Here is a 15,580-nt window from a genome sequence, read left to right as displayed (position 1 = left end):
GGTCTGGGGTCGGGATGGGGAGTCATCCCTCTCGGCATACGCGAGCAGCTACGGGGAGACGTCGGGCGACACGGGCGTGGAGGCGGACTCGACGGCGGCCAGTGCCTCCGGGCCGTGGCGGAAGCCGGGGTCCACCTGGGCGGCCAGGTCGTGCCCGGTGGCGGCGTTGGCCCAGGCGGCGGCGTTGCGGAGGTGGAACTCGACGGCGTGGCGCTGGAAGGTGGCCCAGTCCTTCGTGCGGGCGTCCACGGCGGCCTTCAGTTGCGTCAGCGCGTGCACGTTGTGTGCCTCCAACTCGCCCTGCTCCCTCCCCTGTTCCTGCGCGCGGACGTACGACGACTGCACGCAGTACGCCAGCAGGTCCTCGCCGACGTGCTCCTTGAGGAAGAGCAGGTCGTCCTCGCCGGTGACCTTGTTGCCGACGACGGCGATCGGGATACCGAACTCGGCGGCGTGCTCCCGGTACTGCCGGTACACGGACACGCTCTTCCGCGTCGGCTCGACCACGAGGAAGGTCATGTCGAACCGGGTGAAGAGCCCGGAGGCGAAGGCGTCCGCGCCGGCGGTCATGTCGACGACGACGTACTCGCCCGGACCGTCGACGAGATGGTTGAGGTACAGCTCCACCGCGCCGAGCTTGGAGTGGTAGCAGGCCACGCCGAGGTCGCTCTCGTCGAAGGCGCCGGTGACCATGAGCGGAACGCCGTCCACGCGCTCGACGTGCCGGCCGTGGACGTCGTCGTCCCCGAGCAGTCGCAGCAGCCGCGAACCCCGGCCCGGCGGGGTCGTCTTCACCATGGCCTCGCGGGAGACGATCCGCGGGTTCGTGCCGCGCAGCAGGTCCTTGATCTCGGCGGTGCGCGAACTCAGCGGTGGTGCGCGGAAGTCGTCGTCCTCGTCGAGGCCGAGCGCGTGCGCGAGGTGCTGGTTGATGTCGCCGTCGATCGCCACGAGCGGCGCGCCCGAGCGAGCGAGGTGCCGGGCGAAGAGCGCGGAGAGCGTGGTCTTGCCGCTGCCGCCCTTGCCTACGAAGGCCACGCGCATGGACCGTCACCCCGCTCGCTCTCGGCGGCACCATTGACGCCGATAATGAAAATGGATGTCATGAACGTAGGTTCGGGAGCGAGGACCGGGATTGTCAAATCCGCCCCATATCAACTCACCTGCCCACAGTGGCGAGTTGGGGAATCCTTTGCGGTTGGGCGACCCGGCGTTGGGGCGCTCATGGACGGCTCATGAACGGCTCATGGGTCATCGGAGGAACTGATTCCCCTTGTGTCCCATATGTGCCGTGCGTGTGGCGCAGGCGTGCCCTACGGGCTGCCGAACTAGGGCATCGGACGGGCGTTTACCGAGGTTGACAGCCCCTACCGCTTGGTAAACGATGTGCAGACTCTGTGGCTCAAGTGACCCCTGAGCCCAGTGTTTTCTTCAACCACTCACACCCTGGCGCGGCCCGGACCGACGTGGCTTTGTGCTGCCGTCATGCCGTCGCGCCCCGGGTCTCGTACATTCTTCCGAGTTCGAGAATGGGATCTGCATGTCCATAGCGAGACGTGTCATCGTGAGCCGCCTGGTGGGGACGGGCATCGCCGCTCTCGCACTGAGCGCGGCCGTGTCCGGTCCGGCCTTCGCCACCGACACGCCCGGCGGTGACGGCTGGGGCAAGAAGAGCTACGCCCCCGGCCAGGGCGCGGGTACGCCCACCGAGACCGACCGCTGCGAGTTCTCGCTGGACGGCGTGAAGTTCGCCGACTGGGTCAAGCTCGACGACCAGAACCTCAAGCCCACCGAGGACGGCAAGGTCCACATCAAGGTCCGTGCCGCCTCCGACGCCACGACCTGCACGGTCTCCCTCGCGTCCTACCTCGCCCACGGCCCGACGTTCCGCACTTCCGGCGAGCAGGTCTTCGTCGACTTCGACACGGTGACGGTCAAGCAGGGCGGGACGGACTCTCTGGACATCGCGGTCCCCGACGCGGGCTGCTACGGCCAGGTGGACCTCTACCGGGGGAAGGTGAAGTTCGACGGCAAGCTCGACGCGAACGACGGCTTCGAACACGGCGACGTCCCCAAGGGCCCCGACCGCCCCGTCATCAAGGACAAGCTGATCGCGGCCTGGAACGGCGGTACGAAGGACTGCACGACGGAGCAGCCCCCGGCCGAGGAGAACCCCCCGGCGGAGGAGCAGCCGCCGGCCGACGACCAGCCGCCGGCTGAGGAGAAGCCGCCCGCCGAGGAGCAGCCGCCGGCGGAGGAGCAGCCCCCGGCGGACGAGAACCCGCCGGCCGACGAGAACCCCCCTGGCGACGACACTCCGAAGGCCGAGTCCCCCTCGCCCTCCGACTCGGCCCCGGCCGTCCCCACCCCCAACGGCGGCGAGCCCGGCGACCTCGCCGAGACGGGCGGCGGCAACGCCATCCCGATCGCCATCGGCGCGGCGGGCCTGGTCGCCGCGGGCGGCGTGATCTTCGTGGTGACGCGACGCAAGGGCGCGAACCGCACGGCTTCGTGACGCGACGCGAGAGCGCGTGAACGTCTGCGGCGCCCGGCCTCTTCCGAGGTCCGGGCGCCGCATCCGTGTGACCGTGTGACGGTGGCTCAGCGCACGTCGACGTAGTCCCCGGTGGCTTTGGCCGTCGAGGTGGTGCTGTTGCCGGCGAAGGTCCAGCGCCAGTAACCGTCGGCGGTGGCCTTGACCGTGGCCTTGAGCACGCCGCCGCTGCCGCTGGTGACCGTCTTCACGGTGCTGTACGTGGAGGTGCCCTTCTTACGGAACTGCAGCTTCACCGCCCGGCCCGAGTAGCCCGCGTTCTTGTGGGTGCTCCAGTCGGCGCGCGCCAGCTTGCCGGTCACGGTGAGCTTGGCGTCCTGCGTCACCGGCTCCGGGGCGGCGTTGACGGTCAGCTTGGCGAGCCGTCGCACGGTGAAGGTGTCGGCCGTCTCCGTGGAGAACCAGTCGCCGTCCTTGGCGTCCACCGAGGCGTTGATGTACCAGGGGTCGTCGGCCGGGCCGTTGCCGTAGAAATTCCTCGTGTCGACCGTCCAGGACCCGGTGCACGTCGAGGTCGTGGCGCTCTTCGCGGTGCAGGTGAGCCCCCGGTCCGACGCGTTGTACAGGTAACTCGGCAGCCTCACATGCAGTTCCATCGCATCGATACCCGAGTTGTCCTGCGCCGTGACGCTCACCTTGAAGGTCGTGGGCGCAATGGGCCCCAGAGCGAGTTGGGCCCCGCCGTTCACGACGACATCGGTGATCGTCGTGTCACCGGTGGCATGAGCGGCCGGGACGGCGAACGCCGAGAGAGCGAGGGCACCGGTCAACACGGCGGCCAGGGAACGCAAACGCACGCGACTACCTCCACAACGATCGCTGGTCATATGAACCCGGCCCATCCTCCCGGCCGCCGCCCAGGAAGTGATCAGTGAGATTACGGAATCGGCTACGTACCAGCGCGCTCAGCGCCCGGCCACCGGGTCCGGTTACCGGGCCGCCTCGCGAAAGCGGGCCAGGAGAGCCTGAGCCCGCTCGGCGTCCGCGTCGAAGAACTGCGTGGACAGGGCGGGCGGCACAGCGGTCCCCTGCATCCGCACCTCATGGCAGGTGAAGCAGAACGCCGCCTCGAACAACGCAAGGTCGAGCGCGTCGTCGTACGCCCGGACACCCCATCCCGGCGAGAAGCCGCAGCGATACTGCGCGCTGCCGGGCAGGGTCTCGATCAGGGCCAGTACGTCAGCGGCCTCGTCCCCGGCCCAGTGAGTGACCACCGCACCGGGGTAGGGGTCGCCCCGCCTCCTCGGCAGGCCGGAGATCCTGACGACCTCGATCAGAGCGGTGGCCGCGACGGCTGGTGCGGGGAGCTGCATGAACGCAGTCTGCCTGGGGTCGGTACCGGCCGCCGACCCCTTCTCACCGGCGCCCGAGGAGGCAGTCGCCTCGCCTACGCCGACACCAACTGCCCTGTGGACGTGACGGTGAAGGCGCGTCCCCGTACGGCGAAGTCCGACGTGCCGCCGTCGTCCGCCCAGGCGAGGAAGACGGATTCCGCTCCGTCGCCGAAGGCGGACGCGGCGCAGACCTGGAGGCGATCGCCGGCCGTAGCCGTACTGACCTGCACCTTGTCGCTGAGGGAGAGCGCGGTGTCGGAACACATCTTCGCCATGACGGTGGGGACGGTGTCGAAGGTGGCCGCGCTCTTCTCCACCCAGGCGAGAAGGAAGCGTCCACCCGGCAGCGGCGTGAGGGCCGGGCTGGAGCGGTTGAAGTCCCGCGGCTGGCCCGCGGTCACGCTGGTGACCTCGACGCCGCCTCCGCTGGGGTCGTAGATGCTGGCCTCCACGGTGGTCTGCGGGACACCGATGTCACTGGGACCGATGCCGTCGATGTGCGCGACGACGAACCGCCCGTTGTCGAGCAGCGTGATCGCGTTGTCCCCCCTGAATCCGGAGGCGTTGGGCTGGATCTCGCCGCCCTGCGGAATTCCCTCGAAGTCGAAGACCCTGAAGGTGAGCCGGCCTCCGCCGATCGACGAAGGGTCGGTGGTCCAGGCGATGGCGTAATTGCCGTCCGCCAGAACCGTCACGGCCGGGTTCACATGGAACCCCTCGGTGGTGTTGACCGTGAACTCCGGCCCGGCCTTGATGCCTTCGGAGGTGAACCGCTGGGCCCGGATCCGTTGGTCCGCACGGGAACCGGCCCAGGTGACGAGGCAGCCGCCGTCGATCATGTTCGTGACGGACGGTCGGGTCTTCGGGTCGATTTCGGAGCTGTTGACCTGGATCTCGGACCCCGACGGCTGCCCGTTGACGAATCGCCGCAGTTTCAGCTGCGGACCGGGCGGAGGATTGAAGGCCTCTTCCCGCCACACCGCGAACGAGGAGAACCCCGCGGACTCGATCGTGGGCCACTGCCGATTCGTGTTCGCGCCGGGCGGCGTCGCCGCGCTCACCTGGAACTCCGCACCGAGTTTGGCCCCGGTCACTCCCAGGTTCTGCCCCTTGATACCGGCATTGCTCTCGTCCGCCCACATGGCCACGTACTGCGTACCGAGGACCGAGTCGACGGACGGTTGGAACTGGGCACCGCTGGTGGTCGTACTGACCAGAATCTCGCCCATGGCCGTACTCCGTTTCGTCTCTTCATCGCAGATGACGGGTGCAACGGGTGCAAGGGAGGTCCAGGCGCGGCGCTACGGAAAGCGTGACACGTCCCTGACGCCCATGCATCCGCACGGTGGAGGCGTACGCGGTCATCGCCTCGCAAGTGACCCGGCGACGTCAGTCGAGCCGCAGCCGCCCCAGCCGCTGCCCCCGACTCTCGGCGACCCGAAGCGCGTCCGCGAGCGCCTCCCGCAACCTCTCGGCGAGAAACCGGACTTCACCACCCGGAGCAGCCTCCGCCAACATCTCCCCCGCGTGATCAAGCAGCTCACGCCCCATCCCGAGCTGAATGGCCTCCGTGGCATCAGCCACCCGCGACACCGGCCCACCCCCACCGTCGGTGACCAGATAGCAGGCCTTGCCCTCGCCCCCGGCCCAGGGCAACAACCGCACTTCACCAGGCGTTTCGTCCCGCATCAGGCGACCTCCACCCCGTGAATCCAGCACGACCCGGGCATGTCCAACCCGATAGCCGCCATCGCCAACTCCCGCCGCCGCAGCCGTTGCTCATGGGCGGCGAGGTAGGGGCGTACGGCGACGGTGGAGGCGCCGTCGAACACCTCGTCGAGCCCGTACGGGGACCGATGCGGGGGGAGGGGGGTCGGGGGAGTCTCTGCCCAGTCGGCGGGCGTGGGCACGACGACGAGGCGGATACCAGCCCGCCGCCTGCCCGTACCGGGCGTGAAGAGAAGCCGCAGCCACAGGGCGATGCGGCGGATAGGGTCGAGCACTGTCGACGCTCCTTAACCAGCGTTGGCCACGCCCCGGGAGGTCTAGCCACCTCGCCGGGGTCTTTCATCGCGCCTGACACTAGCCACGTCCGGTGCACCTGTCTACACCTAGGTGCACCGGCAGTGCTCTATGTTCGAATCTCGGTCGCTGTGTACGGTCCTGCTGTGATCGAGTTTGACCCCACCAGGCCCAAGTGGGTCCAGATCGCCGACGTGCTCCGTAAGCGGATCGCGAGCGGCCAGTACCCGCCCCAAACGATGATCTCCGAAGTGCGACTGGAGCAGGAGTTCGGCGTGGCGCGAACGACCGTTCGCAAGGTGACGGCCGCCCTGCGAGCGGACGGCCTGATCACCACGACCCCGGGCATGGGCTCCTTCGTCGCCGAAAGGCCCCCTGCCGCAGGTGACGCCCCCACGGGCTAACGTCGTTTCGGCTCAGGCCGCCCAGGCCTCCGATGCGGTCCGGCGCCCGTCCGGGCATGCTTCGCAACTCAGCCGAGTGCCTTACCCACCTCGTTGATGGTCGGCCGGTCCTCGGGAGCGTGGCTGAGCATGGCGTCGATCAGTTCGCCCAGCTCACCGGGCGCCTCTACGGGGCGGCGCCGACCGTTCGCCGCGGCTTCTCTCTGCACGGCGCGAGGAGTGTCGTCCGGGTACTCGACCGCCCGCCTGGCGTCCGAGCGGGTTTCTGGCCATCTCAGGGAGTTCTACGACCAGTTGGCCCCACGCAGGCAGGAGCCCGTGGCTCTGGCCTTCGAGGCACGGCTACTGGCAGTCCTCCCGCCGGTCAGCGGATCGCTTCATCCATGAGCAGGTAGAGGAGCCCGACGAGGGTCCCGCTGCTCACGATCTCGCGACGGTCGATCATCCCGCGCACCTCACTGAGCGGGATCCACTCGATGCGGTCCGACTCGTTCTTCTCGGCGGGCGGCCCGACGTGGGTCGCGCCGTCCGCGCGGAAGACGTGGTGCTGTGAGTCGGTGATCCCGTTGGCCGGCTCGGCGTAGATCAGAGGCTTGATGGGGCCAGGCCGCCAGCCCGTCTCCTCCAGCACCTCGCGTGCCGCAGCTTCCTCAGGCGACTCGCCCTCTTCGACCAGGCCCATGGGCAACTCCCAGGCCCACGAGTCCGTGATGAAGCGATGCCGCCACATCATCAGCACCTCTTGGCGGTCGTTGACCACGGCGGCCACGGCCAGGTGCCGGAGGCGAACGACGTGGTACTCCCACCTGCGCCCGTCAGGCTGCTGGACGTCGACCAGACACAGGTTCACCCACTTGTTCGTGTAGAGCTGCCGCTCACCGTGGGTCTTCCACTCCATGCCTTCGGCCCTTCTCGATCGGACTTCAGGATCTCAGACGCTCAGGAAGAGGGCGCCAGTTCGACGCTTTTCGCGTCACGTTGACGAGATGCCCCGTACGCCGGTTGGGGCGAAGAACTCTGGGCGGCTGTGCGGCTTTCGACACGCATTCGGCTGCGGCGCGAGGTGACGTCTTAGACAATGTGCCGCGCGGACTGGCTATCTCCCCTCTCAGGCCTCGTGGGAGCTATCGCAGGTGAGGCGGCTTCCTACCTCGGTACCCATCAGGCACAAATACGAGCGCTAAAAGATGCCCGCCAGGCTGAGGGACCCTGGCCGACTGCAGGGCATGAACGTGTGGCCTCATCCTTATCAGGTCGATCACCGGTTTTCGTGGCCACCGGCCAACCGGCCTCGACTCGGTGGTACGTCCTCTGGAGTCCGGCGTCGGCCGGTGCTGTTCGTGCTTATTGGTGTCAGCTGTTGATGTCAGGAGCCTGCTGCACGCTCTTACGCAGGGACATGGATTCCACGTCGTAGCCGTTGCGGCGATACAGGGCAATGGCCGCCTCATTGTCTCCGAAGACATTCAAACCGAGGGATGTCCAGCCCTCGCGGGCAACGAGTTCTTCGGCGGCGGAGAGGATGGCGGACCCGTGTCCGCGGCGCCGAAACGCGGGGAAGACGTTGATGTCGTACAGCCAAGCTGAGCTGGCAGTGTCCGCAGCCTGGCGCGGATCCGGGCCGATCCACGCGTTCCCCACGACTTCGCCTGATCCGTTCTCCGCGACCACGAGATGGTGACTAGTCGTGGCGAGCCCGTCGGGGAGGAACCGCGCTGTGCCCTGATGAGCCCGCACCCGCGCCAGCTCCTCGGGCATGAATTTGCCGAGTTCTCGGACGGTCTCGGCTTCGCGATGCTCAGTCGCCGCGTCGTACTCCGACGGCGTCATCTTCCGTAAGGTCACCTTCTGCGTGTCCATGCCTCCATCTTCGACCGGTCACTGGTGGCAGCGGTACCGCTTTAAGGAAGATCAGCCGGTGGCCGTTCGTCTATGCGGGCATCACCCTGAAGTCTGAGCAAACCCCCGGATCAGGTCGAACCCGTACACCATTTCCATGGACGCAGCCGAAAATCGTCGTGGCGCGAGTCGCCGTGGGTTCAAATCCCACACTCACCGCTCTGTGTGACGGCCCCTGACCAGATGATTCGGTCAGGGGCCGTGGTGTTGTTCGCTCCCTGCCCGCCACCGTCGTTCCGCCTGATTCCCCGCTCGATCGGGGACGGTTGGGGCACGGACGCGATGGCTGGTGAACCATCAGTGGCATGTGTCCAGAATGGAGATCAGCGCGTCCTTCTCCTTCTGGGTGACCGAGAGCCCATAGGTGAACTTCACATGGGTCCAGGCCCTGCCGTACACGCAGTGGAAGGCCGTGTTCGGGGGCACCCACTGGTCGGGCGACTGGTCGCCCTTCGCCCTGTTGGCCACGACCGAGACGGCGATGAGTTGCGTGGTGGACAGGTCGTTGGCGAACTTGCTGCGCCGGGCGGCGCTCCACTCGTCCGCCCCGGACCGCCATGCGTTGGCCAGTGGTACGACGTGATCCACGTGGACCTCCGACGGCATCGTGAGGATGCGGTCGTCGTAGGGGCTGTGCCAGTTCTTCGATGCGGTCTGGGCCTTTGACTGAACGCCGACGTGCTTGCCGTCACGGATCAGGACCACCTGGCGTGTTCGGGGCCAATGGTCCTCGATCCAGTGCTCGAACTTCTCCCTGCTGTACCCCTCCAGCGAGTGCGGAGTCTCCACGGCGAGGGTCGCGAGCTCTGTGCGAGCCACGTCGGCGGACGGCGCCTCGGGCACCATCGGCGCTGCGGCCGGGGGCGGAGGATGGGCCGATGCCGGGGCTGTTTTCTCGACCCGCTCCCAGCCGTTTGCCAGGACGGCGACGATGGCCGTCGGGACGGGAAGGAACGCTATGGCCGCGCAGATGACCGCAGACCGTCGATGCGAAAGGTCTATGCCAGGTGTGCTCATGCTGGATAGCTATCCGCACCATGTCGATTAGTATCACAAATCACCCATATGGCAGGCCGGTTCCATGCGTCAAGGGCCGACCGTGGAGGCAGGACGAGGCCTGCGGCGGTGCATCAGGGCATTGCCCCCGTGGGTCCTGAGAGCTTGCCGTGGAGCCATGCAAGGGGGTTGTGGTCGGGCGACGACATCACGTGTCGACGATTGAGCATCCGACGGCTTCCAAACGTACTTTTTGCCGAGTGCACTCGGTACGGAGAAGGCGAACGGAGATCAGGACATGGTGAGGAAGCTGTCGCGTGGTGTCGCGTTGGCTGCGAGCCTGGCTGTCCTGCCCCTGGTGGCGGCGTGCAGCGGTGGTGGCGAGGCGTCGGGCGAGTCGAGTCCGGTCGCCGCGCTGGTCGCGCCGGCCAAGGTCGAGGTGATCGCCGAGCTCACCGGGTGCGAGGTGAAGATCCGGACCGAGGCGAAGGAGTTGCGCGAGGGCGTGTGTCAGACCGCCGTGGGGGACTACCTCATCACCACCTTCCCCAAGGACGAACTGAAGGAAGTCTGGCTGGAGTCGGCCTCCATGTACGGCGGCAAGTACCTGGTCGGTCCGCAGTGGGCCATCTCCGCCAAGCCCGCCGTGCTCAAGAAGCTGAAGGCCAAGGTGGGCGGCACGATCCGGGACCTGAGTCAGCCGAGCGCCTCGTAGTCGCCGAGGGTGTACCCCTCCTCGTCGTCGATGGCGTTCTCGTCCCAGTCGATGGAGATGCTGGTCGGACGGCCGTCCTTCGCGTACTCGATGTCCACGACGTCGGCGCCCTCTTCCCGTGCCGTCTTCGCCTGCTTCAACAACCCGGCGATGGTGGGCACTTCGATCAGCTTCTGGTCCACCACCCGTCGGCCGCTCTCATCGAGCCCGACGGTCTTCACGGCCTTCCCGTCCCGGACCGTCACCTCGAACGTCCCGATCAGCGCCCGTTCACCCTCACCCGAATCCAGGGTGTAGCGGTACGCGGAGGGCTCCTTCCAAGCGGGCGCCGACCCCTTCGCTGTGGTCGACTCCTCCCCGCACGCGGAAAGCACCGACAGCAACGTCCCGGCCATCGCGGCGGCGGTCAGGGCACGGTGACGGACTCGTACGGTGGCGGGCGTCGGCATGGTGGTGGCCTCCTTATGGGACGGTCACCACTGAGACGCGGGGCAGGCCGGCAACGTTCGGGACCGACCTACCTCCGGCGCCAGGCGCCGAGCAGTGCCTCGGGGCCGTACGCCGCATCGAGGCCGGAGCAGCTGGTCCCGTTGCGGGAGACCGCCACCAGGGGGACGGGCTCGTCGGTGAGCGAGGCCCGGTGCTTCTGCAGTGCGGCCAGGTCGTGGGTGTCGAACGCGGAGTTCTCCAGCCATTTGACCGAGCCGAGGAAGAGCAGCTGCTTGGCCACCGGCTGCCGGTCGGCGCCCACCAGGTCGATCTCGACGTCGTTGCTGCGGGTCCAGTACGCGCCGATCGCCGGGGCGGCGGGCAGGTGCCCGTCCGGCAGGAGGCGGGCGAGGGATTCCCGGACCAGAGGCTCGATCGCGCGGCCACGCCAGCTCGTCCACCGCTCCTTGATCCGGCTCAGTGTGAGATCTCCCCGCATCCGCTCGATCTCCGCCATGTGCGGATCCAGAAACGCGAGCCAGAAGCGCAGGTAGGGGTCGGCCACTCGGTAGCGGCGTTCCTTCGACGGACGCGGGGAGAGGGGTAGCTCGGCCGCCACCACCCGCTTCTCGGTCAGGACGTCCGTGGCACGGGTGAGAGTGGTGTGGGAGATTCCGCCGGCGGCGCGCGCGATGTTGGTGAAGGTCCGCTCCCCGCTTCCGATGGCCCGCAGGACTTCCCTGCTCATGGCCTGCGGGGGAAACTCCGCGGCCAGTGAGCGCTCGGCGGAGACCAGCAGTGCCGAGATCGGGTTGTTCAGGGAGTCGCGGAGGAACTCCCAGACGTCCGCCCCGGCTCGCCACTCCGCGCAGATCAGCGGAAGACCGCCCGTGATCAGGGCGGCGTCGAAGGTGGCCGCCGGCGGAAGGCCGAGCATCTCGCCGATGTCGGCCGGGTTCAGCGGCCCCACCACCATTTCCCGGCCTCGCTGGTGGAAGGGGCGGTCGTAGCTGTTCAGTGCCTCCATCATCGACAGGTCGGATCCGACGAGGAGCAGGAGCACGGGTTTGCGGCTGAGGAGGCGGTCCCATGCCCGCTGGAGCATGCCCTCGAAGGCGTCGATGCGGTCCATGAGGTACGGAACCTCGTCGATGACGACCACGCTCGGGCTGTCGTCGGGCAGGATCTCGGCGAGCAGCCTGAACGCCGCGTTCCACTGTCCCGGGGTCTCCTCCGAGAACAGTTCTTTCTCCGGCAGGGTGGATCTCGCGACGGTGTCGAGCAGCTCTGTCAGTTCGTCCTCCGCCGTGCCGCCCGCCGCGGTGAAGAAGAGGTTCGGCGCCCCGGTGCGCCGGAGGAACTCCTCGACAAGGCTGGACTTGCCGACCCGTCGCCTGCCCCGCATGAGGATGCATTGACCTGGCTTCGCCGACCCGACGGCCTCGTGAACCGCTTGGAAGGCGTTGCGGAGCACGTTCAGCTCCGGGTCTCGCCCGATGAATCGTCGCATGATGGAGACTCCCGCGAGAGATAGTATCGAGAGAGATACTATCTCCGTCGATACCATTCGGCGGCGCAGGGCTCGGGGTGTGGCGACGGCTCTGGTGGATGGTGTCTGGTGGATGGTGGGGAGACTGTCGGTCTCGTGCAACGCAAGAGCCCCACTTCGCATGGAGCGAAGTGGGGCTCTTGTACTGGAGCGCCGGGCAGGCCTTGCACCTGCATTTCCCCGCAGGAAGCGGGGCGTCTTTCCTTGGACCACCAACGCATTGAGTACTACCGGGAGTTACTGTTCCGGTGAGCGGCTCGTGATCAACTATAGCGGATCCACGGGGGTGTTGCACCCCGGCTCCGGGTCACTGCAGGTATGCCTGGGGGGCGTACTCGACGCGGAGGTACTTGGCGTTCCGTTCGCCCAGGGCCTTGCGGAGGATCGGCTCGGCCGTGTCGGGGTCGTCCACGCCGATCACGACGTAGCCGGTGCCGTCCAGGCCGGCTTCGCGCATGTTGAACGTGCCGTCCCAGCGGCTCATGTCCTCGCTGACGCGGTCGAGCAGGGTGGTGAGGTCCTTCTCGTTGATGTCGCGGTCGTGGAGGTGGATGGTCACGCCCTTTTCGGCGGCGTCGCAGACGGCGGTGTCGAAGGGCTTGGAGGGGATGCGGTAGATGTCGATGGAGGCTTCGTCCTCGTCGAGGACCAGGCCGGTGTAGATGGCGGAGTAGCGGCCGGTGACCAGCTTGTCCACGTAGTCCAGGGTTCGGTACATGGGGGTGTCGTCCTCCGGGCCTCCGTCCCCGGCCTGACCGGTGCTGCCGCCCTTCGGCTGGGTGCCGTGGCAGGTTTTCGAAGGGGTCGATACGGCTTCCACGGTCTGGGCGCCGGCCGTCGAGCCCTGCAGTCCGCCGAGAGCCAGGACGGCGACCGCCACGGCCACGGTCATGCCGGGCCTGGCGGGGGTTCGCTTGGTCATGTGTCCCTCCGGTCCTTCGTCCCGCGTGCGGTCGCCCGGGAGGGCGGGACCGCGGTCGGTACTGAGACGCCGGAGAGGGGTGCGGCGTTCGGCTCGTGGCCCGGAGATTTTCTCGCCTCCGCAGCCCTCGCCCGTACCGTCCCTTCCCGTCCCTTTCCCTCCCAGCAGCTGTGGCCCTTCGACCCGCCTTGGGGCGCCGCCCCCAGGGCTGTCGCACCCTGCCCTGCGATGTCCGCGTGGCCTTCGGACCGCAGGGTGGTGCGTCGAAGCGCCGTGCGGTGCGGGCGATCTGGCAAGCCACCTGCCGCGTCGGAGTCCGGCGAGCGTCCCGCGCCTCCCCGCCCCGGTCCACGAACCCGCCCGCGTTCGTGGGGCGCGTCTAGCCGGGAGTCAGGCGCCAGTATCCGTACGGGTTGTGGAAGAAGTCGTCTTCCTCGAAGCGTTCGCACTCCATGCGGTTCATGATCCAGCGGGGGGCGTCCGGGGCGATGCGGAAGCCTTCGCCGTCCTGGACTCCGTGTTCCGGCTGCTCGGTCAGCAGGTAGTACGACGCGACCTCCATGGTGGTCACCCACTCACGCAACAGCTCTGGCTCGGGCTCCGCGGCGCTTCCGGGGGCGAGCTCCACGTCGGCCTCGCCCAGGAGATGCAGGCCGCAGCTGTAGTACACCTCCCCGTCGTGGATCACCGGCACGACCCATGCCTGGACAAGGGCGCCTACCAGGTCGTACGCGTTCTCGGCGGTCGCCGCCTCGTCCGCCAGGGCCAGCCACCGCTTGTGCCCGCAGGCCACCCCGCTGGATTCGTTCTTCACCGCGGTGGCCCCGTTGGCCAGCAGGGCGGCGGTGACGGCCAGCGCCCGCCGGGACACGTCAAGGGCACTGGCCTGGGAGATCGGCGGTGACAGGACATAGGCGACCGAGTCGTGTGCGTCCACCGCGGCCCAGTCGTCATCGCTGAACCCGTCGTCGTCGGTGGCCCGGCGGGCGCCCAACGCGGCGTCGAATGCCTCACGCATCCGGGGGTCCGGCTCCTGCTGCAACTCATCGACGGTGAAGCCCCCTTCGCCCGCCTCATCGACCACCCGGTTGAGCACGTCGAGATCCAGGCCCACTCCGACCGCGCACAGCACGTGCCTCGGCGTCACACCCGACCCGGGGACCACGAAGCGCGTGCCATCGATGACGTCTCCCTGCCACACCTTGCTCATCCGCTCAGCATCGCAGGTGGGCGTACGGCGTCGTGGTCTCCGTGGCACCAACACACCTTGTGACAGGGCCCGTTCGCGCGATTCCCCGCGCCCCCAGGAAACGGGGGCGCGGGGAACGGTCGGTCACACCGAGCGGGGCGGTCGTCTCAGTAGCCGACCCGGAACGTCGCGTCCGCCTTCTCCGTCGTCGTCGAGATCGGGTCGATGCGGAGCACGTAGTTGCTGTGGCGGATGTAGCGGGTCGGGTTGTTGTACGAGCGGAAGGAGGACCACGTCGAGTCCGCGAGGCCGGCGACGCGGGTGAACGTGGCGTCGGCGGCGAAGGTCGATGTGCCGTCGTTCACGTCGAGGCGGAGGTTGTAGCTGTAGTGGCGGAGGTAGCGGGTGGGGTGGCTGACCGACTGGAAGGAGACCCCGGAGGAGTCCGCCAGGCCCGGGACCAGTTTCCACTGGGAGTCCGTGAACGGGTCGAAGGGGTACTCGTCTATGCGGCCCACGTAGTCGCTGTGGCGGACGTAGCGGGACGGGTAGTTGTAGGACTTGAGGCGGTTCCACGCCGGCGCGCCCCACTTGGTCAGCAGGTTGTTGTACTCGCTCGACGTGATCGGGTGGATGCCGCAGTGCTTGGAGTTGAGCGGCTGGGTGTAGAGCTTCTGGTCCAGGGCCGTCCAGGTGCCGGAGGCGATGTCGCTGGACTGCCAGACGTAGAAGACGCCGTTGGGGGTGTAGGTGTCTCCCCAGAGGTACCAGGAGCTGGAGGACAGGGACTTCACCACCGTCGGGGCCTCCGTGCCGCCGTGGGAGGCCGCCGTGCTGAACGGGGTGAAGCTGCCCGGGTTGAGGGTCGTCGAGCGGGCGCCCACCAGGGTCTGGTTCCTCTTGTAGTAGAGGTAGTTGACGCCGTTGACACCGACCGTGAGGTTGCCGTCGATGATGTCGTAGCCGGGGTCGAAGAAGACCTGGGGGTTGGACGTCGTGACGAAGTCGGTCGTGTAGCTGACCATGATGACGTTGTGGCCGCTGCTGTTCACCGAGGAGTAGAGGATGCCGTACTGGCCGCGTGAGGCGTCCCAGTAGGCCTCGGGGGCCCAGCTGTGGGTGGTGGTCATGTCGTGCAGCTTCACGCGCCGGTAGCCGGTGAAGGTCCGCAGGTCGGTCGAGTCCCAGACGTGGATGTACGTGCTGGCGTAGTTCCAGTCGGTGCCATTGAGGTCCGTCGCCAGGACGACGAACGTACCGTCCTGCTTGCGCATCAGGAACGGGTCGCGCAGGCCGCCGGCGCCCTGGGTCGGGGTGACCAGGGGGGCGTTCTGGTTCAGCGGGGTCCAGTTCAGGCCGTCCTGGCTGACGGCCAGGTGGAGACCGTAGTTGGCCTCCAGCATGGTGTTGGACTCGGTGAAGTAGACCATCGCGTACGCCGAGTCGGCGGCGTGGGCGGTGCCGGCGCCGAGGGTCATGACGCCGGTCGCGGCCAGGGGGACGGTCGCGGCCATGCCGAGGAACGTGCGGCGGGAGGGCCCGCTCGCGTCAAAGGTTCCGTTCACAG

17 protein-coding genes and 1 pseudogene are annotated in these 15,580 nt (G+C 67.9%); 3 read left to right on the top strand and 15 right to left on the bottom strand.

Going from position 1 to position 15,580, the window contains the following annotated elements; translation table 11 throughout:
• Window positions 1-48: 48 nt before the first annotated feature.
• Complete coding sequence (locus tag OG622_RS24105) at window positions 49-1,044, bottom strand: adenylyl-sulfate kinase (RefSeq protein WP_371578708.1); 996 nt, start codon at window positions 1,042-1,044, stop codon at window positions 49-51.
• Window positions 1,045-1,540: 496 nt separating this feature from the next.
• On the opposite strand from OG622_RS24105, the gene OG622_RS24100 reads away from it, so the two are divergent.
• Window positions 1,541-2,515 (top strand): hypothetical protein, encoded by a 975-nt coding sequence (locus tag OG622_RS24100; RefSeq protein ID WP_371578707.1) that lies wholly within the window; start codon window positions 1,541-1,543, stop codon window positions 2,513-2,515.
• A gap of 86 nt (window positions 2,516-2,601) precedes the next feature.
• On the opposite strand, the gene OG622_RS24095 is transcribed toward OG622_RS24100, so the two are convergent.
• The 5 genes from OG622_RS24095 to OG622_RS24075 all read right to left on the bottom strand — a co-directional run bounded on the left by OG622_RS24095 (window position 2,602) and on the right by OG622_RS24075 (window position 5,891).
• Window positions 2,602-3,351, bottom strand: a complete 750-nt coding sequence (locus OG622_RS24095) for a calcium-binding protein (protein WP_371578706.1) — start codon at window positions 3,349-3,351, stop codon at window positions 2,602-2,604.
• 132 nt (window positions 3,352-3,483) lie between these two features.
• Window positions 3,484-3,867: a hypothetical protein gene (locus OG622_RS24090; protein ID WP_371578704.1), complete on the bottom strand. Its 384-nt coding sequence runs from the start codon at window positions 3,865-3,867 to the stop codon at window positions 3,484-3,486.
• A 74-nt stretch (window positions 3,868-3,941) separates the two neighbouring features.
• Entirely contained in the window at window positions 3,942-5,117 is a 1,176-nt protein-coding gene (locus OG622_RS24085; protein ID WP_371578703.1) for a hypothetical protein, read from the bottom strand.
• A 160-nt stretch (window positions 5,118-5,277) separates the two neighbouring features.
• Window positions 5,278-5,577 carry a hypothetical protein gene (locus OG622_RS24080; protein ID WP_371578702.1) on the bottom strand — a complete coding sequence of 100 codons (300 nt, stop codon included), beginning with the start codon at window positions 5,575-5,577 and terminating at the stop codon, window positions 5,278-5,280.
• A complete protein-coding gene (locus OG622_RS24075; protein ID WP_371578701.1) occupies window positions 5,577-5,891 on the bottom strand; it encodes a hypothetical protein in 315 nt (104 codons plus the stop codon). Before OG622_RS24075 ends, OG622_RS24080 begins: the two co-directional genes overlap by 1 nt.
• Before the next feature lie 165 nt (window positions 5,892-6,056).
• Between OG622_RS24075 and OG622_RS24070 the strand changes: the two genes are divergently transcribed.
• Entirely contained in the window at window positions 6,057-6,314 is a 258-nt protein-coding gene (locus tag OG622_RS24070) for a GntR family transcriptional regulator (RefSeq protein ID WP_371578700.1), read from the top strand.
• Window positions 6,315-6,382: 68 nt separating this feature from the next.
• On the opposite strand, the pseudogene OG622_RS24065 reads toward OG622_RS24070, so the two are convergent.
• The 4 genes and pseudogenes from OG622_RS24065 to OG622_RS24050 form a co-directional block, all read right to left on the bottom strand.
• Window positions 6,383-6,559: pseudogene (locus OG622_RS24065) on the bottom strand (protein kinase); the annotation flags it as partial.
• Between the two features lie 119 nt (window positions 6,560-6,678).
• Complete coding sequence (locus OG622_RS24060) at window positions 6,679-7,212, bottom strand: NUDIX hydrolase (RefSeq protein WP_371578699.1); 534 nt, start codon at window positions 7,210-7,212, stop codon at window positions 6,679-6,681.
• 455 nt (window positions 7,213-7,667) lie between these two features.
• A complete protein-coding gene (locus OG622_RS24055; protein ID WP_371578698.1) occupies window positions 7,668-8,174 on the bottom strand; it encodes a GNAT family N-acetyltransferase in 507 nt (168 codons plus the stop codon).
• A 336-nt stretch (window positions 8,175-8,510) separates the two neighbouring features.
• Window positions 8,511-9,032 carry an HNH endonuclease family protein gene (locus tag OG622_RS24050; protein WP_371578697.1) on the bottom strand — a complete coding sequence of 174 codons (522 nt, stop codon included), beginning with the start codon at window positions 9,030-9,032 and terminating at the stop codon, window positions 8,511-8,513.
• A 475-nt stretch (window positions 9,033-9,507) separates the two neighbouring features.
• Between OG622_RS24050 and OG622_RS24045 the strand changes: the two genes are divergently transcribed.
• A complete protein-coding gene (locus OG622_RS24045) occupies window positions 9,508-9,924 on the top strand; it encodes a hypothetical protein (RefSeq protein WP_371578696.1) in 417 nt (138 codons plus the stop codon).
• Here the strand turns inward: OG622_RS24045 and OG622_RS24040 are convergent.
• From OG622_RS24040 to OG622_RS24020, 5 genes are all read right to left on the bottom strand, one after another.
• Window positions 9,906-10,373 (bottom strand): DUF6174 domain-containing protein, encoded by a 468-nt coding sequence (locus tag OG622_RS24040; protein ID WP_371578695.1) that lies wholly within the window; start codon window positions 10,371-10,373, stop codon window positions 9,906-9,908. The two genes, OG622_RS24045 and OG622_RS24040, sit on opposite strands and share 19 nt — an antisense overlap.
• A 68-nt stretch (window positions 10,374-10,441) precedes the next feature.
• Complete coding sequence (locus OG622_RS24035; RefSeq protein WP_371578694.1) at window positions 10,442-11,863, bottom strand: ATP-binding protein; 1,422 nt, start codon at window positions 11,861-11,863, stop codon at window positions 10,442-10,444.
• Window positions 11,864-12,209: 346 nt separating this feature from the next.
• Window positions 12,210-12,824 (bottom strand): hypothetical protein, encoded by a 615-nt coding sequence (locus tag OG622_RS24030; RefSeq protein ID WP_371578693.1) that lies wholly within the window; start codon window positions 12,822-12,824, stop codon window positions 12,210-12,212.
• A 379-nt stretch (window positions 12,825-13,203) separates the two neighbouring features.
• Window positions 13,204-14,034 carry a hypothetical protein gene (locus OG622_RS24025; protein WP_371578692.1) on the bottom strand — a complete coding sequence of 277 codons (831 nt, stop codon included), beginning with the start codon at window positions 14,032-14,034 and terminating at the stop codon, window positions 13,204-13,206.
• A gap of 146 nt (window positions 14,035-14,180) precedes the next feature.
• Window positions 14,181-15,527, bottom strand: coding sequence for a glycoside hydrolase family 43 protein (locus OG622_RS24020; protein ID WP_371584195.1), 1,347 nt, complete (start codon window positions 15,525-15,527; stop codon window positions 14,181-14,183).
• Window positions 15,528-15,580: the final 53 nt, after the last annotated feature.

The organism is Streptomyces sp. NBC_01314 (assembly GCF_041435215.1).
GTDB lineage: Bacteria > Actinomycetota > Actinomycetes > Streptomycetales > Streptomycetaceae > Streptomyces.
The sequence above is the reverse complement of the archived record's forward strand: the minus strand, read 5'-3'. Positions and strand labels throughout refer to the sequence as shown.

Bases quoted from the DNA above. Each gene is read 5' to 3' on its own strand.
- OG622_RS24105 (WP_371578708.1), bottom strand. From the start codon at position 1,044: ATGCGCGTGGCCTTCGTAGGCAAGGGCGGCAGCGGCAAGACCACGCTC.
- OG622_RS24100 (WP_371578707.1), top strand. From the start codon at position 1,541: ATGTCCATAGCGAGACGTGTCATCGTGAGCCGCCTGGTGGGGACGGGC.
- OG622_RS24090 (WP_371578704.1), bottom strand. From the start codon at position 3,867: ATGCAGCTCCCCGCACCAGCCGTCGCGGCCACCGCTCTGATCGAGGTC.
- OG622_RS24085 (WP_371578703.1), bottom strand. From the start codon at position 5,117: ATGGGCGAGATTCTGGTCAGTACGACCACCAGCGGTGCCCAGTTCCAA.
- OG622_RS24080 (WP_371578702.1), bottom strand. From the start codon at position 5,577: ATGCGGGACGAAACGCCTGGTGAAGTGCGGTTGTTGCCCTGGGCCGGG.
- OG622_RS24060 (WP_371578699.1), bottom strand. From the start codon at position 7,212: ATGGAGTGGAAGACCCACGGTGAGCGGCAGCTCTACACGAACAAGTGG.
- OG622_RS24055 (WP_371578698.1), bottom strand. From the start codon at position 8,174: ATGGACACGCAGAAGGTGACCTTACGGAAGATGACGCCGTCGGAGTAC.
- OG622_RS24045 (WP_371578696.1), top strand. From the start codon at position 9,508: ATGGTGAGGAAGCTGTCGCGTGGTGTCGCGTTGGCTGCGAGCCTGGCT.
- OG622_RS24040 (WP_371578695.1), bottom strand. From the start codon at position 10,373: ATGCCGACGCCCGCCACCGTACGAGTCCGTCACCGTGCCCTGACCGCC.
- OG622_RS24035 (WP_371578694.1), bottom strand. From the start codon at position 11,863: ATGCGACGATTCATCGGGCGAGACCCGGAGCTGAACGTGCTCCGCAAC.
- OG622_RS24030 (WP_371578693.1), bottom strand. From the start codon at position 12,824: ATGACCAAGCGAACCCCCGCCAGGCCCGGCATGACCGTGGCCGTGGCG.
- OG622_RS24025 (WP_371578692.1), bottom strand. From the start codon at position 14,034: ATGAGCAAGGTGTGGCAGGGAGACGTCATCGATGGCACGCGCTTCGTG.
- OG622_RS24020 (WP_371584195.1), bottom strand. From the start codon at position 15,527: ATGGCCGCGACCGTCCCCCTGGCCGCGACCGGCGTCATGACCCTCGGC.